The organism is Natronomonas marina (genome assembly GCF_024298905.1).
Lineage (GTDB): Archaea > Halobacteriota > Halobacteria > Halobacteriales > Haloarculaceae > Natronomonas > Natronomonas marina.
In genome coordinates this window covers 3,204,401-3,229,002 of the sequence record NZ_CP101154.1, presented here as the reverse complement: position 1 = coordinate 3,229,002, position 24,602 = coordinate 3,204,401, and the positions used below count along the sequence as shown (strand labels likewise).

Below are 24,602 nucleotides of genomic sequence, written 5' to 3'. Positions count from 1 at the left end.
CGGCTTTTCAGTCGGCTCGTCAGTCGGCGCTGGCGTCGACGTTGACCTGCGCCTGCCACTCGCGGATGCGGTCGGCGGAGACGCCCTGCACCTCGCTGGCGACGGCGTCGGCGTCGGCCCCGCGGAGGTCTTCCAGCGACTCGACGCCGGCGGCGGCGAGTTTGTCGGCGGTCTTCTCGCCGACGCCGTCGAGGTCCTCGACCTCGGAGGCGGCCTGCCGCTCGCGGAACTCCGAGTAGTTGCAGATGGGACAGCCGAGTTCCCAGGGGTCGTCGTCGTCCTCGCCGTCGACGATGTGGAGGTGCGGCAGGCCGTGCTCGTCGCAGGTCTCCTCCGTCACCACGATGTCGCCGCGGCGCGGCAGCGGCAGCGAGTACTCGCAGTCGGGGTACCGCGTACAGCCGACGAGCCGGGAGCCGTTGCGGAGCCGCTTGATGGCGAGTTCGCCGCCGTGGTCGCGGCCACAGTCCGGACAGGCCCCGATGACGCGGTCGGCCTCTTCGTCGGCGGCCTCGGCCTCACAGCGGGGACAGCCGTGGACGAACGTGCTCCGGCCGGCCAGCATCTTCACGTACCGCAGGTCGTGGTCCTCGCAGCGCTCGTCCAGCACGGTCGGCTCACCCTTGTTCGGCAGCGGGAGCGTGAACCGGCAGTCGGGGAAGCCGTCGCAACCGACGAAGTAGGACCCCTGCCGGGACTGCCGGACGAGCAGGTCCTCGCCGCACTCCGGGCACGGTCCCAGCGTCCGGTCGGCCTTCATCGACTCCCGGAGGTGCTCGCCGACGGCCTCCCTCGAGTCGTGCAGTTCCGCGAAGATGGCCTCCAGCATCTCGCGGGACTCGTCGGTCACGTCCTCGAGGTCGGCCTCGCCGTCGGCGATGGCCCGCATGTCGGCCTCGAGTTGGGCGGTCATCTCCTCGTCGACGATGCGGTCGGCGAACTTCTCTGCGGCCTCGACGACGGCCATCGCCAGTTTCGTCGGCCGGGGCGGGTCGCTCTCGATGTAGCCGCGGTCGTAGAGCTTCTGGAGGGTATTGTGTCTGGTCGACTTCGTGCCCAACCCCCGTGTGGACATCTCCTCGATGAGCCGCGACTGGCCGCGGCGGCGCGGCGGCTGGGTCTGCTTTTCCTCGATGCGGGCGTCCGTGACGGCCAGCACGTCGCCCGTCTCGACGGCCGGGACGTAGTTCTCGGTGGCCGACGAGTACGGGTAGACCTCGTGATACCCCGGTTCGACCAGCCGCTTGCCGTTGGCCTTCAGCGCACAGCCGTCGGCGTCGGCGACGACCTTGAGGTGTTCCCACTCGGCGGCGTCGGCGACCGTCGCAAAGAACCGCCGGACGACGAGTTCGTACACGGTCCACTCGTCGTCGGAGAGGTCCTGTCTGCCGGGCACCTCGCCGGTCGGGTGGATGGGCGGGTGGTCGGTCGTCTCCTCGTCGCCGGCGGTCGGTTCGACATCGCCCTCGGCGAGCGCCTCGGCGTCCTCGGCGAAGGGCGGGTGGCCGAGGAACTCCTCGAGCAGCGCCTCGGGGTCGAGGTCGTCGGGGTAGACCGTGTTGTCCGTCCGCGGGTAGGTGATGTAGCCGGCGGTGTACAGTTCCTCGGCGACGCTCATGGCCTTCTGGGCGGACAGCCCCAGCGAACCGGCGGCGCTGATGTAGGCCGTGGTGTCGAACGGCGCCGGCGGGTCATCGGTCCGGCGGCGGCGGTCGACCGACTCGACGACGGCCTCTCCCGCCGCCGACAGTCGCTCGAAGGCGGCCTCGGCGTCGGTCTCGTTCCAGACCCGTTCGTTTTCGGTGCCGTCCTCGCGGTAGAAGTACTGCGCCTCGAAGGTCTCGTCTTTGGTCAGGTCCGCGAACAGTTCCCAGTAGTCCTCGGGGTCGAAGGCCTCGATTTCGCGTTCGCGGTCGACGATGAGCTTCAGCGTCGGCGACTGCACCCGGCCGACGGAGATGAAGTCCTCGCCCAGTTGCCCGGCCGACAGCGACAGAAACCGCGTCAGCGCCGCCCCCCACAGCAGGTCGATGATCTGCCGTGCCTCGCCGGCGGCCGCGAGTTCGAAGTCCAACTCGTCGGGGTTGGCGAAGGCGTTCTTCACCTCGGTCTGGGTGATCGACGAAAAACGGACCCGCTGGATGGGTACGTCGGTCACCTCGTCGATGAGTTCGTAGGCTTCCTTGCCGATGAGTTCGCCCTCGCGGTCGTAGTCAGTGGCGATGACCGCCTCGTCGGCCGTCTCGGCCAGCTCCTGCAGCGTCCGGACGATGTTCTCCTGGGTCGGCCGCTTGACGACGTCGGCCTCGACCAACTCGACGGGCTGGACGTCCCGCCAGTCGGAGTACTCCGGCGGGAAGTCGACGCCGACGACGTGCCCCGAGAGACCGACACAGCGCTTGTCGCCCCAGCGATACACGTTGACGCCGTTGCGCCGCTCGACGGACGCGCCCCCCTCGGAGAGGATGTCCGCGATGCGGCGGGCGGCGTTGTCCTTCTCGGTGACGATGAGTTCCACGTTGTGGGTGGATACGCCGACTCCGGCTTTCAACCTTTCGTCGTCCGCCCGGAAAACCGCCGTACGGGGCGCCTGCGCAGGCGTGAGCGTGGCCGCCCCGGCGCCCGGCCGCGCGCGGCGGAGGATACCCGAAGCCCCGGTCGGAAGCGGCTCGTCCGTCGGCCGGCTTCCGGCATCCTCTTTGGCCCGCGCCCCCGAGTGCGGACATGGACGAGACCGCCGTCAGGAAGCTCCGGTTCCTCGCGCTGCAGGTCGTCGGCGCCGTCGCGGTCGTCCACCTCGTCGTCGGTGTCGCGGAGTTGCTCCGGTTCGCAAGCGGCGGGCTGCTCGTCGAGTACTTCACGACCCAGGCGCTCGCACAGCCGGAACCGTGGCTGTTCACGCTGTCGGCGCTGGCCATCCTCGGAGGCGTCCTCGCGGTCGGGTTCGGCCACCTCGGCTACCGCCGGGCGTACCTGCTCGGCGCGGCCGCGATGGCGACGTTCGTCGTCGGCTGGCTGGCCTGGCACTCCGTGCTCGGGCACGGCGTCGGCGAGGCCACGGCCGCCGACGCCTCCCACCGGGGGCTCCTCGACGTCGTCGGCTCCCACTACGTCGACCCGCTGGTCGGTATCTTCACGGGCGCCGACCAACCCGGCCGGACGACGCTCGCGGTCGTCTCGAAGACGCTCGAGGTCGTCGCGCTGGCGCTGCTCGGGACGCTGCTGTTCGTCGACCCGCGCGTCGAGAGCGAGGAACCCGACAACCCCGTCGCCGCGATGGGCGAGGAGGCGGCCGAGGAGTAGCGCGCCCGGCGAGGTCGTCGGTTCGAACTGTCCGTCCGTTCGACAGTGGTAGGTCTCACCGGGAGAGTTGGTTTAGATGGCATCGCTCGTCGACGCCGATACCGGGAGCGTCGTGTCAGGAGTCTTTCAACACCGAGCGGGCCCGTCGTACGTAACTGTTCGCGTCCCAGCTCCGGGCATCGCTGATTCGGTCGAGGAGCGTGCGAGCGTCGGTCGGCGACAGCTGCTCGGCTCGGACGAACACCGAGAGCAGCGTCGGCGTCGTCACGAGTCGGGTGTCGGCGAGCGAGGCGTGAATCAGACCGAGGTGGTTGAACTCGTCACAGAGAAACAGGGCGGCGTCGAGGTCGTTCGCGAGGGTGACGGCGGCGTTCTCGCCGTCGTCGAGCGGGAACTCCGCGTCGAGGTCGGCCGGCCGTGTTTCCAGAGCGCCGGTCCGGTCGAGCACTGCGGACGCGGCTCGGCCGTGTACGTCCTCGTACGACGCAATTTCCTGCAGTTCCGCGACGACGGCTTTCGGGACGACGACCTCGTGGCGGGCCAGACAGAGCGCGAGCGGGTCGGGCGCCTCGTCGGCCACGACGCCGAGACTGACGAGCGCGGAGGCGTCGGCGACCAGCGTCGACATCTACGCGTCGCCGACCTCGTCGATGAAGTCCTCGTTCAGTTGCCGCTTCAACACCCGGAGGTTCGCCGCCTCTTCGGCGCCGACGAGTGCCTTGAGCTGCTCGAAAGCGATCTCGTCGTCGTAGTAGGCGGCCGCGATTTCCTGGGTCAGCGCGTCGTCGTGGGCGGCCTCACGGAGGTACTCCCGCAGGGCAGTCACGAGGACGTCAGTCCGGTCGTCCCCGAGGACGTCCGCGAGCGCGTCGGCCCGGTCGATGAGCCGGTTCGGCGCACGGAACTGGACGCGCTTCTTGTCGCTGCTCATCGTGTGTACGTTGTGAGCCAGCTCACTTAGCCGTTGTCGTGTGTACGCTGTGAGCCACGAACGGCGCGTGCCGACGGGTATCGTCGCGGTTTGGCCGCGAGAGACGTTCAGCCGTCGTCGTCGAGTTCCAGCGGGAGGCGTTCCGGGTCCGCCTCGTCGTACGCCCTGTCGGACGCGAGGATGGAGAGCCCGCGCGTCTCGGCGGTGGCCGCGTGGAACGAGTCGAACGGCGTCATCCCGTCCTCGAAGTAGGCGACCGCCTTCAGGACGACCTGCTGCTCGCTCTCGTCGCCGACCGGGACGACCTCGAGGAGGTTGGCGAACAGGCGGAGGTAGTCGAACTGGTAGCGCTCCAGGACGAGGAGCAACTCGAGATACGCGAACGGCGAGGTGACGACCTCGTGGTCGTCGAGGAACGACTCGGCGCGGCCCTGGAGCCAGTCGTCGTCCTTGGCGATGGCGAGGAGGAAATCGGTCTCGACGAACACCGTCATCTGGCGGCGTCCTCCGCGTCTCGCTCCGCCGCTTCGAGGTCCTCCTCGGCCTGCCGTTTCGCCCGCCGGAGGGCTTCCGCTCGCAGTTCCCCGGCCGAGTCGCCGTCGAGGGCGTCCCCGACCTCGTCGCGGACTGCCTGGAGGGGATCCTCGTCGATGGGGACGAGTTCGAGCCGGTCCTCGTACTCGACGACGTGGAACTTCTCGCCGTACTTCCGTCGCAGGTCCGAGGACAGGTACAGCCGGCCGTTGGCGTCCGTCTCGATTGACACGGAAGCGGTACGTGTGGAACGGATAAGTATTCTTCCCAAATTCCACCATTTTGAGGCATATACGAGTTCGAGGTGACAAGCGAGAGGAACCGCGAAGTTCGAAGGTCGAGAAGAAACTGTCCCCTCGCACGCGGGGTTTCGCCCGCTACGTCAGCCGTCCAGTTCCGCCCGGAGCAACTGGTTGACGGTGCCCGGGTCGGCCGACCCGCCCGTCTCCTGCATGACCTGCCCGACGAGGAAGTTCAGGGCGCCGTCCTCGCCGGCGTGGTAGTCCTCGACGGCTTCGGGGTTCTCGTCGATGGCGGTCTCGACGGCGGCGGCCACCTCGTCGTCGTCGGTCTTCCCGAGACCCGCTTCCTCGACGACCTCGTCGGGCGAGAGGCCGTCGTCGAGCATCCGCCGGAGGACGGTCTCCTCGGCGTTCTTCGTCGTTATCTCCTCGTCGTCGACCAGTTCGACGAGGCGGGCGAACTCCTCGAGACGGTCGTCGACGTCGGTGATGGCCATGTCGCGGTAGTTGAGTTCGCCGAGGAGGTTGTCGGCGACCCACGTCGCCGCGAGGTCGGGGTCGAACTCGGCGGCGATCCGCTCGTAGAAGTCCGCGACCTGCTTCGTGGAGGTGAGTTTCGAGGCCGACTCGGCGTCGAGACCGTACTCCTCGCGGAACCGCTCGCGGCGGGCGTCCGGCAGTTCCGGGATCGAGATGCGCTCCTTCCAGTCGGCGACGCGGAGCGGCGGCAGGTCCGCCTCCCGGAAGTAGCGGTAGTCCTTCTCCTCCTCCTTCGAGCGCATCGAGACGGTGATGCCCCGCGATTCGTCCCAGTGGCGGGTCTCCTGTTCGACCTCGCGGCCGCGCTCGATGGCGTTCTTCTGGCGGGTCTCCTCGTAGGCCAGCGCCTTCTCGGCGGCCCTGTGGCTGGAGATGTTCTTGACCTCGGTCCGGTTGGCCGATTCCAGCACCGCCTCGCCGACGGTACCGTCCTCGTCGACGTCGTCGGCGTCGACGATAGAGAGGTTGGCGTCGACCCGCAGCGAGCCGTCCCGCTGGGCGTCGAAGACGCCGAGGTACTCCAGCACCTCCGTCAGTTTCGCCAGGAAGGCGCGGGCCTCCTCGGCGCTCCGGAAGTCCGGCGCGGTGACGATCTCCATCAGCGGCGTGCCGGCGCGGTTGTAGTCGACGAGCGTGTAGTCGGCGGTGTCGATGGAGCCGCCGGCGTGGGCGAGGCTGCCGGGGTCCTCCTCGAGGTGGGCCCGCTCGATGCCGACGGCCGTGCGCTGGCCGCCGACGGAGAACTCGAGTTCGCCGCCGTCACAGACGGGCGCGTCGTACTGTGTGATCTGGAAGTTCTTCGGCAGGTCGGGGTAGTAGTAGTTCTTCCGGTGAAAGCGGGTCTCCTCGGGGATGGTCGAGCCGAGCGCCTTGCCGACCTTGACCGCCGCCTCGACGGCGCCCTCGTTGAGGACGGGTAGCGCACCCGGCAGGCCGAGACAGACGGGACAGGTCCGCGTGTTCGGCGCCTCGTCGTCGGCGGGGTCGGTCGAACAGCCACAGAAAATCTTCGTCTCCGTCTCCAGCTGGACGTGGACCTCCAGCCCGATGACGGCCGCGAGTTCGCGCGCCTCCGCGGTCTGTGCAGTCATTGCCGGGTAGTTGACGCGGGAACGCTTTAGCCTAACGAAGGGACCGGTCCGGGCGACCTGACGCGAGGGGGCCAGCGCCCCGGCCCGCCGGCACGGTTCGCCGGAACGCTGCCGACGCCCGGGGGCGATCGGTATGACAGCCACCGGAAATCGGCGGCCGGACGGTCGAGACGAAACCGACCGACGACGAACGCGAGCGGCCGTCGTGGGGACGTATCAGAAGTATTGTCAATGTCTGACGCAGATTTATACGTACGGGGGCGCCACACGGAGGTATGGCTGGGAACCGAGTCGACGAACTCGAGACCAAAGTGCGGGAACTCGAAGCGACCATCGACGGACTGACGGACGAACTCGTCGAGACCAAAGAGCGGTTGCAGGCCCTCGAGAGCGACGCCGACGGGAGTCACGACATCCTCGAGGGTCGCCCGACGCGCACGGAGGCACAGCAGGACGTCGAGAGCGAGACAGATGAGACGGAGACCGAATCGCCGGCCGACGACGGGGAGGCGTCGGCCGACGACGTTAACACCGACGAGGCCGACGAGGAGGACAACGCGGACTCCGAGTCCGGCGACGACATCATCGTCGCCTGATTCGGGGCCCCACGAGCGCCCCCATGCACATCAAAGAGCTCGTACTGGACGACTTCAAGAGCTTCGGCCGGAAGACGCGAATCCCGTTCTACGAGGACTTCACGACCATCAGCGGCCCGAACGGCTCCGGGAAGTCGAACATCATCGACTCCATTCTCTTCGCTCTGGGACTTGCGCGCACCTCGGGCATCCGCGCCGAGAAACTGACCGACCTCATCTACAACCCCGGTCACGAGGACGACGACAGCTTCGACGGCGAGCGGGAGGCCAGCGTCGAGGTGGTGCTGGACAACGACGACCGGACGCTCACCCGCGAGCAGGTGGTCTCGGCGGCCGGCTCCGAGAAGGTCGGCGACGTCGACGAAATCTCCATCCGCCGGCGCGTCAAGCAGACCGACCCCGACACCTACTACTCCTACTACTACCTCAACGGCCGGTCGGTGAACCTCTCGGACATCCGGGACCTGCTGGCGCAGGCCGGCGTCACGCCCGAGGGGTACAACGTCGTGATGCAGGGCGACGTGACCGAGATCATCACGATGACCGCCGGCTCTCGCCGCGAGATCATCGACGAGATAGCCGGCGTCGCCGAGTTCGACGCGAAGAAGGCCGACGCCTTCGAGGAACTGGAGACCGTCCAGGAGCGCGTCGACGAGGCGGAACTCCGCATCGAGGAGAAGGAAGAGCGCCTCGAGCAACTCTCCGAGGAGCGGGAGACGGCCCTGGAGTACCAGGAACTCCGCGACGAGAAGGAGGAGTACGAGGGCCACCTGAAGGCCGCCGAACTCGAGGACAAACGTGAGGAACTCGAAGAGACCCGCGAAGAACTCGAGGAGACGGAGACCGAACTCGAAGAACTGCAGCGCGAACTCGACGAGCGGCGGGGGCGGGTCACCCGCCTCGAGGAGGACCTCGCCGACCTCAACGCCGAAATCGAGCGGAAGGGCGAGGACGAACAGATAGAGATAAAGCGCGAAATCGAGGCCGTCAAGGGCGAAATCTCCCGCCTCGAGGACAAGATAGAGAGCCAGAAAGAACGCATCGAAGAGGCGGAAAACGAGCGGAGCCAGGCGTTCGTCCAGGTCGACCGCAAGCAGGAGAAGGTCGATGAACTCGAGAGCGAAATCCGCAACAAGAAGGTCGAGAAGTCCTCGTTGAAGGCCGACGTCCAGGAGAAGGAGGCCGAACTGGAAGAGGTCGAGGCCGAAATCGAGGCCGTCGACACCGAGTACGAGGCGGTCCGCGACGAACTCGAGGAGAAACGCGAGGCGGTCCAGGCGGCCCGCGACGAGCGCAACGAACTCCAGCGCGAGCAGGACCGCCTGCTCGACGAGTCACGGCGGCGCTCGAAGCAGGAACGCGAGAAGAAGGAGGAGATCGAGGCCGCCGAAGCCGAGTTGCCGGAACTGGACGCCGAACTGGAGGACCTCGAGCGCGAACTGCGGAAGGCGGAAAAGAACCGCGAGAACATCACGGAGGTGGTCGAGGACCTCCGCGAGGAGAAGCGCGCCCTGAAGGACGACCTCGAGTCCGTCGAGGACGACCTCTCGGCGAAACAGCAGGAGTACGCCGAACTCGAGGCGCGGGCCGGCGAGAGCGGCGACGACTCCTACGGCCGGGCGGTGACGACGGTGCTGAACGGGGGCTTCGACGGCGTCCACGGCACGGTCGGGCAACTGGGCGGCGTCGACCCCGAGTACGCGACGGCGTGTGAGACGGCCGCCGGCGGCCGACTGGCGAACGTCGTCGTCGACGACGACGGCGTCGGCCAGCGCTGCATCGAACACCTCAAGTCCCGCAACGCCGGCCGGGCGACGTTCCTGCCGATGACCGAGATGAGCAATCGGTCGCTGCCGTCGGCGCCGGACCTGCCGGGCGTCGTCGACTTCGCGTACAACCTCATCGACTTCGACCCCGCCTACGCCGACGTGTTCTCGTACGTCGTCGGCGACACGCTCGTCGTCGAGGACATGGACACCGCCCGCGATTTGATGGGCGAGTTCCGCCTGGTGACGCTGGAGGGCGACCTCGTCGAGAAGTCCGGCGCGATGACCGGGGGCTCGAAGTCCGGCTCGCGGTACTCGTTCACCAAGAGCGGCAAGGGACAACTCGAGCGGGTCGCCGAGCGCATCACCGAACTGGAGGCCGAAAAGAAGTCCATCCGCGAGGACGTCCGGGACGTCGAGGAACGGCTCGACGACGCCCGCGACCGCCAGTCCGACGCCGCCGAGCAGGTCCGCGAGATCGAGACCGACGTCGAGTCCGTCGAGGAGAAACGCGAGGCCGTCGAGGAGCGCATCGAGCGCCTCGAGGACGAACTGGCCGACATCGAGGCCGAACGGGAGGACGTGGCCGACGAGATGGAGGCCCTGGAGGCCGACATCGACGACAAGACTGCCGAAATCGACGGTCTCGAGGCCGAAATCGACGAGCTGGAGCAGGAACTGCAGGACTCGGACATCCCCGAGCTGACCGGCAGGGCCGAGTCCATCCGCGAGGAGATAGCCGACCTCGAGGACCGGATGGACGACCTCGACGGCGACCTCAACGAACTGGAACTGGAGAAGGGGTACGCCGAGGAGGCCATCGAGGAGCTACACGACGACATCGAGGCCGCCCAGAACCGGAAGGCCGAGGCCGAGGAGACCATCGTCGACCTCGAGGAGTCCGTCGCCGACGAGGAGGCGAAACTCGAGGAGAAGGAAGAGGCCGTCGAGGAACTGGAGGCGGAACTCGCGGACCTCAAGGGCGAACGCGAGGAGCTACGCGGCGAACTGGAGGACGCGAAGTCGGCCCGCGACGAGCAGGCGGAAGCGGTCGCAAGCGTCGAGTCCGACCGCGACGACCTGCGTGACGCGGCCAACCGCCTGGAGTGGGAGATCGACGAACTCGAATCGCAGGTGGGCGACTACGACCCCGAGGAGATCCCGGACCACGACACCGTCGAGTCCGAGATAACGCGGCTGGAGGCCGAGATGTCGGCCCTGGAGCCGGTCAACATGCTCGCCATCGACGAGTACGACCGGGTCGAGGCGGAACTCGACGAACTCGAGGAGAAACGCGAGACGCTGGTCGAGGAGGCCGACGGCATCCGCGAGCGCATCGACGCCTACGAGGCCCGCAAGAAGGAGACGTTCATGGACGCCTACGAGGCCATCAACGAGCAGTTCGAGGACATCTTCGCGCGTCTGTCGGGCGGGACGGGCGAACTCGTCCTGGAGGACCCCGAGGACCCCTTCGAGGGCGGGCTGACGATGAAGGCCCAGCCGGAGGACAAGCCGGTCCAGCGGCTCGACGCCATGTCGGGCGGCGAGAAGTCGCTGACGGCGCTGGCGTTCATCTTCGCCATCCAGCGGCACAACCCGGCGCCGTTCTACGCCCTCGACGAGGTGGACGCCTTCCTCGACGCCGCCAACGCCGAGATGGTCGGCGAGATGGTCGAGGAACTGGCCGGCGACGCCCAGTTCGTCGTCGTCTCCCATCGCTCGGCGCTCCTGGAGCGCTCCGAGCGGGCCATCGGCGTGATGATGCAGGAGGACAACGTCTCCGCCGTGACCGGCATCGACCTGTCGGCGGAGGGTGGGGAGGTGCCGGCGGATGACTAGCGAGGATAGCGAGTCTTCGAAGAAGTCGAGCGGTGAGCGGAGTGAGCCGCGAGACAGCGACTCCCCGGAGCCTCCGACGGACGAGAGCGAGACGTCAGGTGGCTCGAAGCACCGCGCCGACGGCGGGACCACGGACGAGATACCGCTGAACATCGCGGGCCACGACGCGGAGAAGGAGCGCCGCGAGAACGGCGAGGGGGCGGACGCGGATGAGGATGCCGAGACGAACGGCACCGACCCGAACGCCGAGTCGGACGGCGACGGCGCGGTCCTCTCGGGGTTCGACGTCTCGGCGACCGAGGCCGACGACGAGGAGGTCGAACCGGTCGAGTTGCTGGTCCAGCTGGCCGACGAGGGCGAAATCGACCCCTGGGACATCGACGTGGTGACGGTGACGGACAAGTTCCTCGACCGGCTGGACGAGGCGGACCTGCGGACCGGCGGCCGGGCGCTGTTCTACGCGTCGGTGCTGTTGCGGATGAAGAGCGACGCGATGTGGCACGACGACGAACCGGAGGAGGCCTTTGAGGAGGAGCCCTGGGAGACGGAGCCGATGGACGGCGAGGGGGCGCCGGCGGTCGACCCCTTCGACCAGCTGGAGGCCGAGATGGACCGCCGCATCGAGCGCAAGCGGGCCCGCGGCACGCCGGAGACGCTGGACGAACTGGTGCGCGACCTCCGGGAGCGCGAGCGGGACACCTGGTGGAAGGAGTCCAGGACGTACGACACCTCCGAGTCGCCGTCGGGCTACGGCCGGGGGACCCAGACGCTGGACTACCACGCCGGCGACGACTTCCGGATGGACGACGAGCCGACGGCCGACGACGTGACCGGGACGGCCCACGACGAGCACATGGAGGACATCATCAACGACGTCTACGTCGCCGTCCAGCGCCACTACGACGGCGGGCGCGACGAGGTGCTGTTCGCCGAGGTGCGGGAGGCGGGCGGCTCCCGCGTCGACACGTTCCTGGGGCTGCTCTTCCTCGCCCACCGCGGGCAGGTCCGCCTCGAACAGGACGAGCCCTTCGGCGACCTCTGGATTCAGGACCCCTCTGCCGTCGGCGGCGAGCAGGCGGCCCCGGCCGACGACTGACGGCGCCGTCGCGCGAACGTTCTTCCGCGTCAATACTTGCCGACAAACTTATTTCGCTTCTCGTGGTATGTCATAGCATGACACCCACGAGCGTCCGCGAGCGGTTCGAGGCGGCGCGGCGCGACGGCGTCGACCCGGAGGAGGTTCTGACCGCGCTGACGTACGTCCGCGAGGACGGCCGTCAGCGGTAGTCGCCGACAAGCAGCGAGACCTGCGTGCGCGTCTCCCGGCCGATAGCCTCGGGTGGGGTGTTGATGGCGTCCTCGAGGGCGTGGTGGCACTCGCAGTCCGCCTCGGGCAGCGTCTCGACCAGTTCCTCGATGATGGCGGACATCGACGCCTCGTTCGCTGCGGCGTGGCCCAGCACCGTCTCCAGGGACACCTCCTCCTCGTCGTGCCAGACGTCGTAGTCGGTGACTCCGGCCAGCGGGACGTAGCACATCTCGGCCTCGCGGGCCAGTTGTGCCTCCGGGACGGTGGTCATGCCGATGGTGTCGAAGCCGCGGTCCCGGTAGAACTCGCTTTCGGCCCTCGTGGAGAACTGCGGGCCCTCGATGGTGACGTGGGTGCCGCCGTCGACGACGTCGGCGTCGGTCGCGTCCGCACAGTCGAGGACGTGCCCGGAGAGCCGTTCGCAGAACGGGTCGGCCATCGAGACGTGGACGACGATGCCGTCGCCGAAGAAGGAGCGCTCGCGGTCCCGCGTGCGGTCGAAGGACTGGTCGGGGACGACGAGCGTCCGCGGCGACAGCGCCTCCCGGAGGCTGCCGACGGCGTTGGTGGCGACCACCTGGTCGACGCCGGCCTGCTTCAGCGCGTAGACGTTGGCCCGGTAGGGGACGTTGGTGGGGTCGTACTGGTGGTCGCGGCCGTGCCGCGGCAGGAAGGCCACTTCGCGGCCGGCCACCTCGCCGACCTCCAGCGGCGCGCTCGGCGAACCGAACGGCGTCTCCACGCGGTCCTCGTAACTGTTCTCGAACCCGAGCGCCTCGTAGATGCCGCTGCCGCCGATGATGCCGAGCATGGGGGACGTTCACGGCCGGGGCACTTCTGTTTGGGTGTCGGGGCGGCGGGGCGGCGGCCGTCCGGGGGCGTCAGCCGACAGCCACGAAGGTCCACGCGAGCAACTGCAGGACGGCGGCGACGACCATCCCGACGACGGCGGGGTACGGCGTCTCGCGTCTGGTGTAACGGACGGCCCCCCACGCGAACAGCGGCATCGCAGGCAGCGTCGAGAGCGTGACGGCCCACGGGACGACATCGGGCGTGGCCGCCGCGATGTCTCGGGTGAGCGCCAGAAGCACCGCGAACGCCGCCACCGTGACCAGCGCGTAGGCGGCCCGCAGGCGTCGTGGCGGCCACCGCACCGCGAGGGTGTCCTTGCCGACGTCGGCGTCGGCGTGGCGGTCAGGCCACTGCGTCTCCAGGAGGTTGACGAAGACGAGGAGCGCGAACGGCAGCACGGCGAGCGCGACGGCGCGGTCCAGTCCGCCGACGACCGCCGCGCCGTAGCAGGGCAACGCGAGGCCGCCGAGCAGCGCGTTGACGAGTTCGCCGAGACCCCGCCGGGCGAACGACAGCGGCGGCAGCGAGTACTCGATGCCGACGAGCGCGGAGACGGCCAGCAGGCCGCCCGCCGTCGTCGACAGCAGGCCGACCGAGACGAACAGCGCCGCGGCCGCGAGACCGACCGTCAGGGCGACCGCCGCGGCCCTCCCCACCAGTTCGCGGGGGAGGCCGGTCGCTTGCAGCGCGCCGCTGCCGCCGGAGAAGGGCGTCCGCTCGGTGAGGGCGTCGGTGTCGTGGTCGGCGTACTCGTTGGCGTAGTGGATCGCGGCGGCGACGAACAGCAGCGAGAGCAGGCCGGCGGCGACCGACGATTCGGCGGGGGAGGCGCCGCGAGCGGCGGCGATTGCGACCCCGAGGGCGTAGACGGCGACGACGAGGAGCAACTGGGCGGGTCGGCTGGCCGTCCAGAGGGTCCAGACCCGCGGCGCGCGCTCGCGGACGGCGTCGGCGGGGCTGTCGGGCACGCTACGCCAGCGTCCAGCGGTTCTCGGCGGCCCGCTCGACGACGTCGCGGCGCTCCATCTCGGCGAGCACCTCGTCGAGGCGGCCCGGCTGAGCTATCTCCATCTCGATGCGGTCGATGCGGTGGTACTCCGCGAGGTAGTGGCGGAGATCCGCCCGGGTGAACGAGTCCTGGTCGGCCTTCTCCATGACGCCGCTCGTGAGGTCGATCATGTCCTCGATGAAGTTCCAGGGGTAGACGACCCAGGTCCACTCCTCGAGGCGCTCGCCGACGAACTCGGGTTCGAACTCGCTGGTCTGGAGCAACTGCAGCGTCGCCGTCCGGACCTCCGCGCAGTCGCGGTCGGTGACGTACTCGTGGGCCCGGCGGATGGAGCCGCCGGTGTCGGCGATGTCGTCGATGACCAGCACGTCCTTGCCCTCGACGCTGCCCTCCGGCATGGGGTAGCGGACCTGCGGTTCGTCGGCCTTCTTGCCCGTACCGACGTAGTGTTCCATCTTCAGGCTCGTCAGGTCGTCCAGGCCGAGGAAGTCACAGATACAGCGGCCGGCGAACCAGCCGCCGCGGGCCAGCGCCACGACGACGTCCGGCTCGAACTCGGCGGCCTTCACCCCGTCGGCCACGTCCCGGCAGAGCCCGTAGATGTACTCCCAGTTCGTGACGGTGCACTTGAACTCGTCCGGGAGGTCGCTCATGGGGGACTCAAGGCGGCCCCGTGTCGTTAATCTGTCCGTTGCCCCGAGGCGCGGTCCCTTCCGGTCGTGGCGTCCGACGGCCGCCGGACCCGGTTGCGACGGTCGGGATACCCGGTGGTCGTCGGCCCGGAATCGAGTCGACGACGGGGCGGGTCCGCTACCAGCTTTGCATCCCGGCTTCGAGGCCGACCACGACGAGGCGGTTCGCCACCAGCAGGCTCAGGTACGCGGCCGCGGGGACGAGGAGTGACTCGGTCCGGTCGTAGGTGTATGCAGCGACGGCGAAGACGGCCAGCTGGGTGACGACGAAGAGCCCGCCGGCGACCGACCCGATCTCGGCGACCACGGAGAACACGACGAGCGCCGCGACGACGGCGGTGGGCACGTAGGCGAGATAGCGGAACCGATCCCGTTCGAGCCGCTCGTGGCCGTACACGGCGACGCCGAGACCGGCCGCGAGCAGTATCGTCGCAAACAGCTTCCCCCGGTCGGGGACGGCGTCGAGGCCGCCGGTAGCGCCAAGCAATGCGACGCCGGCGACGAGCGTCGTGAGGCCGACGCCGGCGTTCCGGCCGACGACGCGGTCGAAGCTCCCCTGTACGAGGACCTGACAGACCACGACGAGGACGGGGACGGAGACGGCCAGACCGAGGCCGGTCACGACGAGGATGGGTCGGAGGGCGGGGTCGGCGGCGACCGCGGTCCTGGTCAGGGCGTTGTAGTGGACGCCGGTGAGCGTGCCGACGAGTTTCGTCAGCCCGACGAGGGCGGCGGGGACCAGCACGGCTGCGGCGACGAGCGGGAGGTCCGCCCGCGAGGGCAGCGAGCGGCCGACCTCGACGTCACGGGCGCTGACGTAGGCGGCCGCGAAGCCGACGAGGCCGGCGACGAGGAGGCCGCCGGTGACCAGGCCGTTGACGAGGAACCCGCCGGCGGAGGCGTCGCCGAGGAGAGCCGTCGTGGTTTCCCTGACGATTCGGTTCCACATGTAGAGCCCGGCGAGGATGGCGGCGACGACGCCGAACTCGACCGCGATCGGGGTGGGGTTCTTGGGAGGGGTCCCCTCCGAGGTGGAGGTCGACATGCGGACACCGACCCCATCGAGCCACGTAATAGTTCGGCGCACATCGGGAAGCGAGTCGAGGGCCACTGTGTCGACCGATCGAGACGGGTCGACCTCGCCCTCCCGGGGCCAGACTGTTGGTAGTCGCCCGAGAAAACGAGCGTATGACCGACACGAGTCCGCGGTCCGGGGGCGGGTCCCCGGTCGCTACGGCCGCGATACCGATCGCTGTCGCACCGTTCGGCTACCTGCTCGGAGCCCTGTTCGTCGTCCACCTCGGGCTCTCGGAGGCGAGAGCTGTCTGGCTGACGACCGTCCTCCTGACCTCGCTGGCGCTGGCGGGCTACGCGTGGCGCTCCGACGACGGTCCCTGAGGCGTCCCGCCCGCCCCGGCGGGCGGGAACCGGCGACCCGGCGCTCACCCGTGGGTCACGTCGCGCGTCGTCCACCACCGGTAGCCCGCCGCGACCCCGGCCAGAAAGCAGCCCGCGGCCACCCCGACCACGACCAGTTCGGCCGCGCCCTCGACTGCGGTCGAGACCTGCAGGAGGCCGAACCCGAGCCAGAACGCGGCCGACGCCGCCATCAGCGCTGCCTTCGGTCCGGCCAGCGTGCCTCGTCGGTACCGGTCGGCCGTGGCGCCGAGGATCAGGAGCCAGGCGACGGTCAGCACCGCGCCGAACGTCGCGTCCGAGACGCCGAGAATCCCGACGAGCGCCATACCTGCCCCACTCGAGCCGGTCGGATAGGTGTTCGGCCCGCCACCGGCCGTCGGCGTCGATGGTGACCTGGTGCGCCACGCCTATGGCCCCCCTCGCCGTTGCTGCGGACATGACCGACGACGTCGAGACCCGACGCGCGCTGCTCGTCGACGCGTTCACCAGTGAGCCCCTCGCCGGCAACGCCGCCGGCCTCGTCCCCGAGGCGGCGGGACTGGCGGACGACCAGATGCAGGCCATCGCCCGCGAACTCAACGCCTCCGAGACGGCCTTCCTCGCGCCGAGCGACGAGGCCGACCGCCGGATCCGCTATTTCACGCCGACCCAGGAGGTCGACCTCTGCGGGCACGCGACGGTAGCGAGTCACGCCTGGCTGGCCGAATCGGGCGAGATCGACGACGGCACCCACACCCTGGAGACCGAGGTCGGCGTCATCGAGGTCACGGTCGACGACGGGACGGTCTGGATGACCCAGGACGACGCCGTCGTCGAGGAGGTCGACGTCGACTACGAGCGGGTCGCAGAGGCGCTCGGCGCCGACCCCGCGACGCTGCGGGACGTGGGTGCCGACCTGCCGCTTGCGACGGCCTCGACCGGACTCGGGTTCCTCGTCGTTCCGGTGAACTTCCTGGAGGCGGTGTCGGGGCTGTCGCCGGACTCGAAGGCGATAGCGGAACTGACCGAGGAACTCGGCGTGACGGGCGTCTACGCGTTCACCTTCGACGCCCTGGGCGCCGACTCGACGCTGCACGGCCGGATGTTCGCGCCGGGGGCGGGCGTCGACGAGGACCCCGTCACCGGGACCGCGTCGGGCGCCGTCGGCGCGTACCTCCGGGAGCTAGAGGTGTTCGACGGCGAACTACCCGAGGAGATGACCTTCGAGCAGGGCCACTTCGTCGACCGGCCGGGGCTGGTCCGGGTTCGCGCCAGCGCCGACCCCGTCGAGGTCGGCGGCCGGGCCGTCACCGCCCTGGACGGGTCGGTCGTCGTTCCCGCGCCGGACGACGACGACATCGTCGAGGCCTGAGACGGCTCACTCGGGGACTCCGGCGGCCCGCAGTCGGCGCTCGAGGAGTTCGTTCACGTTGTAGAACAGCACGCCGACGGCGAGGAGCGTCGCCGCGAGGTAGACGACGAACCCGGGCGGGCCGCCGACGGCGTCGGCGGCCAGGCCACCGACCAGGCCGACGAGGGTCAGCTCTATCCAGGTCACGAACACGCGGGAGGCGAGTCGGGGGGCGGGCGGGGCGTCGGGACCGTCCGGTCGGGTCGGCGACTCCGAGACGGTCGATTCGGCCGTCGACGCACCTTCCTCGCCTTCCTCGTCCGCCATCAGTAGCCCTCCCCGGCCTCGACGGGGCCGGAAAAGGAGTCGTACAGCACCGCAAAGTACGCGAAGATGAGCGGGAACAGCAGGGCGGCCCCGACGGTCATCATGTTCAGCGGCAGCGTCGAGACGATGGCAGTCTCGACGGTCAGGCCGGCGGCGGGGTCGATTTGCGGGTACAGCAGGACGGCGACGACGCCGACGAGGGCATACACGAGGCCGCCGGCGCTTCCGAACGCGAGGTAGCGGCGGTCGCGGACGGTCGCGGCCGCGTGGAGCGCCGCCAGCGTGAGCGTCGCGGCGACGAGGGCGGCGACCGACGGCGACGCCATCGCGCTGCCGAGCGGGGTGGTGACGGCGATGGCGGCGAGCGTCACGACGAGCGACACCAGATACGCCGCCAGCGCCCGGTAACCGGTCGCCCGGAGGTCGGCGCGGAGGTCCCCGCGGGTCTTCACCCGGAGGAAGGCGACCCCGTCGACGACGACGAGGGCGACGAGCGTCAGGCCGACGAGGACGCCGGGCAGGGTGACGGCGGTGGTCGCGCCGACGAGCCAGTTGCCGACGAACAGTCCGAGAAAGAACGGGGCGGCGACGCTGCCGCCGACGAAGGCGCGGCCCCACCACCGCTGCCAGCGGTCGTCCTCGCGCTGTTCGTACATCTCCGGGGCGAGGCCGCGGGCGATGAGCGCCGCGAGAATCCCGAAGGTGAGCAGGTAGTGGCGGCCGAACAGGTTGGCGTACACGGCGGGAAAGGCGGCGAACAGCGTCCCGCCAAAGACGACGAGCCAGACCTCGTTGCCGTCCCAGAAGGGGCCGATGGCGGCGAGCAGCGTCTCGCGTTCGGCCTCGTCGTCGCGGGTCCCGAACAGCGCGCCGACGCCGAAGTCGAAGCCGTCCAGAAAGAGGAACGTGGCGAGGACGAAAAAGAGGAGTCCGAACCACACCTCCGCCAGCGGGAGTCCGAACAGCGGGCCGCCGGTCAGCGGGCCGCCCTCAGTCATCGGTGGCCACCTCGCTTTCGGCGGCCGCGTCGGGCGGGGTACCGTCCGCGTCGTCGGTCGCCGCCAGGTCCGCGGGCGCCGGCGGGCCGGCCCGGACGATGCGACCGACGACGTAGAGGTACAGCGACAGCAGGCCGAGGTAGACGACGGCGAAGCCGACGAGCGTGAGCGTGGCCTCGAATCCCGTGAGGTCCTGCGTGACCGCCTCGTCGCGCTTCATCACGCCCTGGATGACCCACGGCTGGCGGCCCACCTCGGTGACGACCCAGCCGAGTTCGACGGCGAGGACGCCCAGCGGCGTCGACGCCATCAGCGCCTTGTGCAGCAGGCCGTCCTCGAGCAGTTGGCCCCTCCACCAGCGGTAGCCGCCCCAGAACGCCAGCAGGACGAACCAGAAGCCGAGCGCGACCATGAGCCGGAACGACCAGAAGACGACGGCGACGGGCGGCTGTGGCCCCTCGAAGGACTCGAGGCCGCGTATCGTCGCCTGGGGGTCACCGTGGCTGGCCAGCCAGGAGGCCCCGCCCGGGATGCCGATGCCGAAGATGTCCTTCGCGCGGGGGTCCAGCAGGTCGTCGACGCTGGTGGGGACGGCGACGATGTACTCGGGGACGTAGGAGTCGGTCTCCCAGACGGCCTCCATGGCGGCGAACTTCTGGGGCTGGGTCTCGTAGACGTGCTGGGCGTAGAGGTCGCCGTGGACGACCTGCAGCGGCGCGGTTATCAGGAGCGCGACGAGACCGAACTTCAGCGTCGCCTCCCAGAAGTCGATCCGCTCGATGGGGTAGCCCCAGACGTGGTGGCGGAAGACGAAGTACGCGCCGAGGCCGGCCATGATGAGCGCGACGGACTCGACGGCGGCGTTCTGCATGTGGACGAACATCCAGGGAAAGCGTGGGTTGAGGTAGGCCGCCGAGGGGTCGACGATGGTGACGACCTCGTGACCGTTCCGCCGGACCATCTCGTAGCCGCGCGGCGTCTGCATCCAGGAGTTGGCGATCAGTATCCAGACCGCCGACAGCCACGTCCCGAGGCCGACGGCGACGGCCGACAGCATGTAGCGGGCGTCGCTGACGCGGTCGCGGCCGAAGACGAATATCCCGAGGAAGGTGGCCTCGAGCATGAACGCCATCATCCCCTCGAGGGCGAGCGGGCCGCCGAACAGTTCGCCCGCGGTCCGGGAGAAGGCCGCGAAGTTGGTCCCGAACTCGAACTCGAGGACGAGCCCCGTCACCGTCCCGACGACGAAGCTAACCGCGAAGATTCGCGTCCAGAACCGCCGGAGCTGCTCGTAGATGGCCTCGCCCGTCCGTATCTCCTTGTAGGTGAAGTAGACGAGGAATGGCGCCAGGCCCATGCTCACGACGGGGAAGACGATGTGGACGATGGTTGTCAGTGCGAACTGGAGCCGGCTCGCGAGGACTGGATCGACCATGGTGGGGACCTGCCGGCCGTGCGGCCGGCGAACTAGTGTGTGAGTTGATACGACGGACGTGTAACGGTTTTGGTCCGAACGCCGTACGGGATCGACTCCGGGCGGCGCGGCGTCCGACGCCGTTAGGGACCGCCTATCAGCCGCTCCGGTGCGGTATCTGACTGGTAACTAAGGCCGTTTCGGTGTACCGTCGGGACACTCATGTGTAGTCCCGATATCGACCGGCCGCGTCCCGCCCGGCGGGGAGGGCGGTGACGAATATTGCCGGATTCCGACGGCAGCCGCGAGGAAGCGGAATCACCGGGCGTGCCGGCGACCGCACCGGGGGCGGTTCGCACCGAGGACGGCACTCCGGCCGGAAGCGAGCCCCGCGACCGGCAGCGGCGACTTCAGTCGCTGTTCGTTGACGTGACCGGTACCGACGAACTGATCGAGCGGCGCTCGGACTCGGGATCCTCGCGGCGAATCGACGACGGCGACGAGTCCGACCTCTCGGAGTACGTGACCGCGGTGGCGAGAAACGACGGGCTGTCGGACGCGATTTCCGTTCCCGACGTGGAGGGCGGGTTCGACTGACCACCTGGAGCGAAATCGAAGATGAGCAACTCGAAACGACTCGGACGCTGCCCGAACTGCACGACGGCCATCCCCGAGGGCAGGATGCTGATCCGGTACCGGAAGGGCACCGAAACCCGGCTGTTCGCGGAGTGTCCCGAGTGCCGAGACGTCGTCCACCCCGAGCGGTGAGGCGCCCCCGTCAGGTCCGGCACCCTGCTACGGTTCGGGCCGCGTCCCGACGCCGGTGATCTCGAACCGGGCACCGCCGTTTTCGGCTCTGGTGAGGTGTATCGTCCAGCCGTGTTCGCGGACGACGTCACGAACGATGGCCAGCCCCAGCCCGGTCCCGTTCTCGTCGGTCGTGTACCCCTCCTCGAACACCAGTTCGCGCTCCGGCCCCGGTATCCCCGCCCCGTCGTCGGCCACGTAGAACCCGCCGTCGAGCGCCCCGACCGTCACGGTCACGTCGACGCCGGCGCCGCCACGACGTTCGCCGCTGTCGTCGGGAGCGTCAGCGACCGAGGGCTCGGAAGCGTCCTCGCTTCCGGTGTCCTCCCGAGCCTGCGAGGGAGGGTCCGTCGAACCGTGTTCGACGCTGTTCCGAAACAGGTTCTCGAACAGCCGCAGCAGGCGGCGGCGGTCGGCCGGAACGGTCGCGTCGGTGTCGACGACCAGTTCGGCGTCGGGGGCGTCGACGGCGGCCCAGCACTCCTCGGCGACCGCGGAAACCGAGACGGGTCGGCGCTCGCCGTCGGTGCCCGTTCCCTCCGCGGTGGCCCGAAGCTCCTCGACGAGCGCCGAAAGCCGGTCGTGGGCCCGCTCGATGGCGTCGAAGTGGGTCGGTTCGGGCTCTTCGCGTGCGAACTCGAGGTGGTTGCCCGCGACCACGAGCGGTCCCCGGATGTCGTGGTCGAGCGCCCCGACGAACGACTCGAGACGCTCGTTTCGCCGCTGCAGTTCACGAACCCGGTTCCGGAGTCGCCGTACGTCGGCGTCGTCGCCGCCCGTCGTGGATTCGCCCGGCCGTCCGTCGGCCGCCGGTGCGGTCGTTTCCTCGTCGGCCGGTCGGAGGCGGTCGCCCATCCGGTCGGCGGGCGGGCGAGGTCCGGAGTTCTCACGCTGACGCATCGCCGAGGGCTATCCTGTCGCCGGGTATTGTTAGCCGGGACGTACGATCACGGCGGAATCCCGACGGTCGCGGTCCCGCGATTCGACCGCTGCGACGCACCACGGCCGACGGAGCGCCGTCTCGGACCTCGACGCCGCCGGTATCTCGAAGTAATCCGGAATTACCTCGGACTCCAGGACGAATAACGAACCGTGTCGCCCCGCTACCGGTCGTCATGCGAACGGTGACGAACGTGGCTCTCGCGGTGCTCGTCCTGCTGGCGTTTGCTCTCGGTGCGGGGGCCAGCGACGGACGATCGTCTTCCACCGAGAACGATACCGCTCCGCTGATCTCCATTTCGCTCGATCTGAACACCGCCAGCGCAGCCCCGACGACCGCCCCGACGCCGACATCGACGGAGACAGACGCTCCGACGGCCGTCCAGACGACAACACCGATGGAGACAGACGCTCCGACGGCGACACCGACGGGAACCGACCCTCCGACGGCGACACCGACGGGAACCGACCCTCCGACGGCCGTCCAGACGAAGGCGGCGCCAACGCCGACCCCGACGCAAGGGGACCCGCTCGTTCCGCTACCGACGCCGACACCGACGGGAACCGATGCCCCGACGCCGACACCAACGCCGGAGCCGACGTTGACACCGACGCCGACGCCGGAACCGACTCCAACCGCGACTCCCGAACCGACACCGACACCGGAACCGACACCGACTCCAACGGCCACTCCCGAACCGACGCCGACGGTGACACCCACGCCGGAACCGACACCGACACCAACGGCCACTCCCGAACCGACGCCGACGGCGTCGGCCGTACCGACGGTGCCGGACCCCATCGGTCCGCCGGCGACCCCGACGCGCGTTCCCCCGTCACCGTCGCCCCGACCGACGGTATCCTCGACGGCGACGGCTACCCCGACAGGGACCGCGATCCAGACCGACGACCGACGTATCGAGGTACTCGAGGCGTCGGTTCCGGCCGACTGGGTTCGGGCCGGGCGCCCGACGACGGTCCGGGCGACCGTCCGGAACGTCGGCGAGGGCGGGGACGTCGAGATCCCGGTGACCCACGGCGGCAGCGTCGTCTCGACGCACGTCGTGACCGTGGCAGCGGGTGAGACCGCCGACATCGACGTCCGGGTCGTCTTCGGGTCGCCCAGAACCGGCGTCGTCGAAGTGGCCGGCGTTTCGGCCGGCGAGCTGACCGTCGCACCGGCGTACGAACCGAGCCCGACCGATCCGGTCGTGACGGACGCCGATGGCGGGGGTAGCGGGGCCGGCCTTCTCGTCGTCGCCCTCCTGGTGGGGCTGTGGCGTCGTCTCTCGGCCACCTAGGGGTCGTCCCGCTCGTCCGACGGATCGTCGGCGTCGACGAACGCAGCGGGGTCGGGAAGCTCCGCGACGGCCTCGTGGATACCCGCGTCGGTTGCCGTCGCCACCGCGTCCTCGAAGGCCTCCCGGGTCGGGTACTCCCGGACGGTGAGCACGCGCCCCTCCTCGACCTCGAAGACGACCTCGAAGATGCCGTCGTCGTGTCTGTACTGCCTGCCCGTCGTGGGTTCCGTGTCGTCGGTCATCGCCGGTCCCTGTGGGCAGCTCTCGCCTGCCGCGGTTCGGGCGCGTCGCCACCGTCCGTCCGCATCGATTCGAGGTACGGTTCACAGACCCGCCGGATGCCCTCCTCGAAGTCGGTCGCCGGCTCCCAGCCGGTATCCCGGCGTAGCGGCCCGCAGTCCGCAGTACTCCCGACTGACGCCGCCCCGGGGATCGGGTTATCGGCGTACTCCGGGGTGACCTCGCGGTCGAATACTGCCGCCAGCGCCCGGACGACCGCCTCGAAGCTGTGGGCCGTGCCGGTGCCGACGTCGTAGATGCCGTCGGCCCCCTCGAGCCCGAGGAGCTCCAGCGCACGGACGGTGTCGTCGACGTGGACGAAGTCACGGGTCCGGGTCCCGTCGCCGTAAATCTTCGGCGGCCGTCCCCTGGCGACGTCGTCGGCGAACTTCGAGACGACGCTCCCGGCGGCTTCGTAGGTTCCTGCGGCCCCGTAGACGGAGAAGAGCCGGGCGCTCGCTACCGACATCCCGTAGTGGGTGCGGAAGTACTCGGCGTACTGCTGACTGGCCAGTTTCGCCGCCTCGTGGCCCGCCCGCGCCGTGACCGACACTGACCCGGTCGTCGGGTCGGTCCGGTCGCCGTGGCCGGCGGCGGTCGAGGCGTAGACCACCGCCTCACAGTCCTCCAGTCGGGCTTGCTCGACCACGTCGCGGAACCGCTCGGCGCTGTCCTGCGTCCCGTCGCGGCCTCCCACCGGGTACGACGGACGCGGCGCGAGGTAGTAGACGAGGTCGACGTCGGTCGGTGGGCCCGCCACCGAGCGGTTCGACGGCTGCCCGAGTATCCCGTCGTCGACGATCACCTCGTTTCGCTCCGCGAGGTGATCGACGAGGGCCGACCCGAGGAACTCCCAGCAACCGGTGACGAGGACGCGGCGACCGCTCAGTTCTCTCGACATACGCCGGGCGATGCGGAGAGGCGGTTTTGGTATAGACCGCCTACAAGGCCTCATCGGACGGCGTCCCCGGAGCCCCGGACCGTCGTCCGCGGGACTGACGGCGGGTCCCGTTCGCCGGAACGGCCCTCGGGCGTCGCTCCGGGTGGGGGAACCGGGGGCGGCGCGACGCCCGTCCGTGGCCGC

The 24,602-nt window shown here is 69.5% G+C and carries 27 protein-coding genes; 9 read left to right on the top strand and 18 right to left on the bottom strand.

The window, feature by feature from the left end:
• Window positions 1-19: 19 nt before the first annotated feature.
• Complete coding sequence (locus NLF94_RS16930) at window positions 20-2,518, bottom strand: DNA topoisomerase I (RefSeq protein ID WP_254838811.1); 2,499 nt, start codon at window positions 2,516-2,518, stop codon at window positions 20-22.
• Window positions 2,519-2,724: 206 nt separating this feature from the next.
• Here NLF94_RS16930 and NLF94_RS16925 point away from each other — a divergent pair, with 206 nt between their 5' ends.
• Window positions 2,725-3,303, top strand: a complete 579-nt coding sequence (locus NLF94_RS16925; protein ID WP_254838810.1) for a hypothetical protein — start codon at window positions 2,725-2,727, stop codon at window positions 3,301-3,303.
• Window positions 3,304-3,418: 115 nt separating this feature from the next.
• Here NLF94_RS16925 and NLF94_RS16920 read toward each other — a convergent pair whose 3' ends face one another.
• The 5 genes from NLF94_RS16920 to gatB all read right to left on the bottom strand — a co-directional run bounded on the left by NLF94_RS16920 (window position 3,419) and on the right by gatB (window position 6,641).
• Window positions 3,419-3,931, bottom strand: a complete 513-nt coding sequence (locus NLF94_RS16920; protein WP_254838809.1) for a PIN domain-containing protein — start codon at window positions 3,929-3,931, stop codon at window positions 3,419-3,421.
• Entirely contained in the window at window positions 3,932-4,234 is a 303-nt protein-coding gene (locus NLF94_RS16915) for a hypothetical protein (RefSeq protein ID WP_254838808.1), read from the bottom strand. It abuts the gene before it with no gap.
• 107 nt (window positions 4,235-4,341) lie between these two features.
• A complete protein-coding gene (locus NLF94_RS16910) occupies window positions 4,342-4,728 on the bottom strand; it encodes a PIN domain-containing protein (protein WP_254838807.1) in 387 nt (128 codons plus the stop codon).
• Window positions 4,725-5,000, bottom strand: coding sequence for an AbrB/MazE/SpoVT family DNA-binding domain-containing protein (locus tag NLF94_RS16905; protein WP_254838806.1), 276 nt, complete (start codon window positions 4,998-5,000; stop codon window positions 4,725-4,727). Before NLF94_RS16905 ends, NLF94_RS16910 begins: the two co-directional genes overlap by 4 nt.
• Before the next feature lie 150 nt (window positions 5,001-5,150).
• Complete coding sequence (gene gatB, locus NLF94_RS16900; protein WP_254838805.1) at window positions 5,151-6,641, bottom strand: Asp-tRNA(Asn)/Glu-tRNA(Gln) amidotransferase subunit GatB; 1,491 nt, start codon at window positions 6,639-6,641, stop codon at window positions 5,151-5,153.
• 275 nt (window positions 6,642-6,916) lie between these two features.
• Here gatB and NLF94_RS16895 point away from each other — a divergent pair, with 275 nt between their 5' ends.
• The 3 genes from NLF94_RS16895 to NLF94_RS16885 are packed head-to-tail and all read left to right on the top strand — an operon-like array spanning window position 6,917 to window position 11,938.
• Complete coding sequence (locus tag NLF94_RS16895; RefSeq protein WP_254838804.1) at window positions 6,917-7,237, top strand: DUF7518 family protein; 321 nt, start codon at window positions 6,917-6,919, stop codon at window positions 7,235-7,237.
• 23 nt (window positions 7,238-7,260) lie between these two features.
• The gene (gene smc / locus NLF94_RS16890; protein WP_254838803.1) at window positions 7,261-10,842 is read left to right on the top strand and encodes a chromosome segregation protein SMC; all 3,582 of its coding nucleotides are present in this window, start codon (window positions 7,261-7,263) and stop codon (window positions 10,840-10,842) included.
• A complete protein-coding gene (locus NLF94_RS16885; RefSeq protein WP_254838802.1) occupies window positions 10,835-11,938 on the top strand; it encodes a segregation and condensation protein A in 1,104 nt (367 codons plus the stop codon). The genes smc and NLF94_RS16885 overlap by 8 nt, the downstream gene beginning before the upstream one ends.
• A 181-nt stretch (window positions 11,939-12,119) precedes the next feature.
• Here NLF94_RS16885 and mtnP read toward each other — a convergent pair whose 3' ends face one another.
• The 4 genes from mtnP to NLF94_RS16865 form a co-directional block, all read right to left on the bottom strand.
• Complete coding sequence (mtnP, locus tag NLF94_RS16880; RefSeq protein WP_254838801.1) at window positions 12,120-12,962, bottom strand: S-methyl-5'-thioadenosine phosphorylase; 843 nt, start codon at window positions 12,960-12,962, stop codon at window positions 12,120-12,122.
• A 70-nt stretch (window positions 12,963-13,032) separates the two neighbouring features.
• Window positions 13,033-13,971 carry a prenyltransferase gene (locus tag NLF94_RS16875; protein WP_254838800.1) on the bottom strand — a complete coding sequence of 313 codons (939 nt, stop codon included), beginning with the start codon at window positions 13,969-13,971 and terminating at the stop codon, window positions 13,033-13,035.
• A gap of 1 nt (window position 13,972) precedes the next feature.
• Window positions 13,973-14,665: a phosphoribosyltransferase gene (locus tag NLF94_RS16870; protein ID WP_254838799.1), complete on the bottom strand. Its 693-nt coding sequence runs from the start codon at window positions 14,663-14,665 to the stop codon at window positions 13,973-13,975.
• Window positions 14,666-14,822: 157 nt separating this feature from the next.
• A complete protein-coding gene (locus tag NLF94_RS16865) occupies window positions 14,823-15,749 on the bottom strand; it encodes a hypothetical protein (protein ID WP_254838798.1) in 927 nt (308 codons plus the stop codon).
• A gap of 143 nt (window positions 15,750-15,892) precedes the next feature.
• On the opposite strand from NLF94_RS16865, the gene NLF94_RS16860 reads away from it, so the two are divergent.
• On the top strand, window positions 15,893-16,102 hold the full coding sequence (locus NLF94_RS16860; protein WP_254838797.1) for a hypothetical protein: 210 nt from the start codon (window positions 15,893-15,895) through the stop codon (window positions 16,100-16,102).
• A 44-nt stretch (window positions 16,103-16,146) separates the two neighbouring features.
• Here the strand turns inward: NLF94_RS16860 and NLF94_RS16855 are convergent, their stop codons facing one another.
• Window positions 16,147-16,449, bottom strand: a complete 303-nt coding sequence (locus NLF94_RS16855) for a hypothetical protein (RefSeq protein WP_254838796.1) — start codon at window positions 16,447-16,449, stop codon at window positions 16,147-16,149.
• Between the two features lie 110 nt (window positions 16,450-16,559).
• On the opposite strand from NLF94_RS16855, the gene NLF94_RS16850 reads away from it, so the two are divergent.
• Window positions 16,560-17,474: a PhzF family phenazine biosynthesis protein gene (locus NLF94_RS16850; RefSeq protein ID WP_254838795.1), complete on the top strand. Its 915-nt coding sequence runs from the start codon at window positions 16,560-16,562 to the stop codon at window positions 17,472-17,474.
• A gap of 6 nt (window positions 17,475-17,480) precedes the next feature.
• Here NLF94_RS16850 and NLF94_RS16845 read toward each other — a convergent pair whose 3' ends face one another.
• The 3 genes from NLF94_RS16845 to NLF94_RS16835 are packed head-to-tail and all read right to left on the bottom strand — an operon-like array spanning window position 17,481 to window position 20,213.
• Entirely contained in the window at window positions 17,481-17,780 is a 300-nt protein-coding gene (locus NLF94_RS16845; RefSeq protein ID WP_254838794.1) for a hypothetical protein, read from the bottom strand.
• On the bottom strand, window positions 17,780-18,778 hold the full coding sequence (locus NLF94_RS16840) for a cytochrome d ubiquinol oxidase subunit II (protein ID WP_254838793.1): 999 nt from the start codon (window positions 18,776-18,778) through the stop codon (window positions 17,780-17,782). Before NLF94_RS16840 ends, NLF94_RS16845 begins: the two co-directional genes overlap by 1 nt.
• A complete protein-coding gene (locus tag NLF94_RS16835) occupies window positions 18,771-20,213 on the bottom strand; it encodes a cytochrome ubiquinol oxidase subunit I (protein WP_254838792.1) in 1,443 nt (480 codons plus the stop codon). The genes NLF94_RS16840 and NLF94_RS16835 overlap by 8 nt, the downstream gene beginning before the upstream one ends.
• A gap of 261 nt (window positions 20,214-20,474) precedes the next feature.
• On the opposite strand from NLF94_RS16835, the gene NLF94_RS16830 reads away from it, so the two are divergent.
• Both NLF94_RS16830 and NLF94_RS16825 read left to right on the top strand, forming a co-directional pair.
• Window positions 20,475-20,789, top strand: coding sequence for a hypothetical protein (locus NLF94_RS16830; RefSeq protein ID WP_254838791.1), 315 nt, complete (start codon window positions 20,475-20,477; stop codon window positions 20,787-20,789).
• Between the two features lie 21 nt (window positions 20,790-20,810).
• Window positions 20,811-20,960, top strand: a complete 150-nt coding sequence (locus NLF94_RS16825) for a DUF7837 family putative zinc-binding protein (RefSeq protein WP_254838790.1) — start codon at window positions 20,811-20,813, stop codon at window positions 20,958-20,960.
• A 27-nt stretch (window positions 20,961-20,987) separates the two neighbouring features.
• On the opposite strand, the gene NLF94_RS16820 is transcribed toward NLF94_RS16825, so the two are convergent.
• Both NLF94_RS16820 and NLF94_RS16815 read right to left on the bottom strand, forming a co-directional pair.
• The gene (locus NLF94_RS16820; protein ID WP_254838789.1) at window positions 20,988-21,899 is read right to left on the bottom strand and encodes a sensor histidine kinase; all 912 of its coding nucleotides are present in this window, start codon (window positions 21,897-21,899) and stop codon (window positions 20,988-20,990) included.
• Window positions 21,886-22,740: a hypothetical protein gene (locus tag NLF94_RS16815; protein ID WP_254838788.1), complete on the bottom strand. Its 855-nt coding sequence runs from the start codon at window positions 22,738-22,740 to the stop codon at window positions 21,886-21,888. Before NLF94_RS16815 ends, NLF94_RS16820 begins: the two co-directional genes overlap by 14 nt.
• Here NLF94_RS16815 and NLF94_RS16810 point away from each other — a divergent pair.
• Entirely contained in the window at window positions 22,727-23,239 is a 513-nt protein-coding gene (locus tag NLF94_RS16810) for a hypothetical protein (RefSeq protein ID WP_254838787.1), read from the top strand. The genes NLF94_RS16815 and NLF94_RS16810 overlap by 14 nt on opposite strands.
• Here NLF94_RS16810 and NLF94_RS16805 read toward each other — a convergent pair.
• Window positions 23,236-23,481, bottom strand: a complete 246-nt coding sequence (locus NLF94_RS16805) for a hypothetical protein (protein ID WP_254838786.1) — start codon at window positions 23,479-23,481, stop codon at window positions 23,236-23,238. The genes NLF94_RS16810 and NLF94_RS16805 overlap by 4 nt on opposite strands.
• Window positions 23,478-24,419 carry an NAD-dependent epimerase/dehydratase family protein gene (locus NLF94_RS16800; protein ID WP_254838785.1) on the bottom strand — a complete coding sequence of 314 codons (942 nt, stop codon included), beginning with the start codon at window positions 24,417-24,419 and terminating at the stop codon, window positions 23,478-23,480. Before NLF94_RS16800 ends, NLF94_RS16805 begins: the two co-directional genes overlap by 4 nt.
• Between the last annotated feature and the right edge of the window lie 183 nt (window positions 24,420-24,602).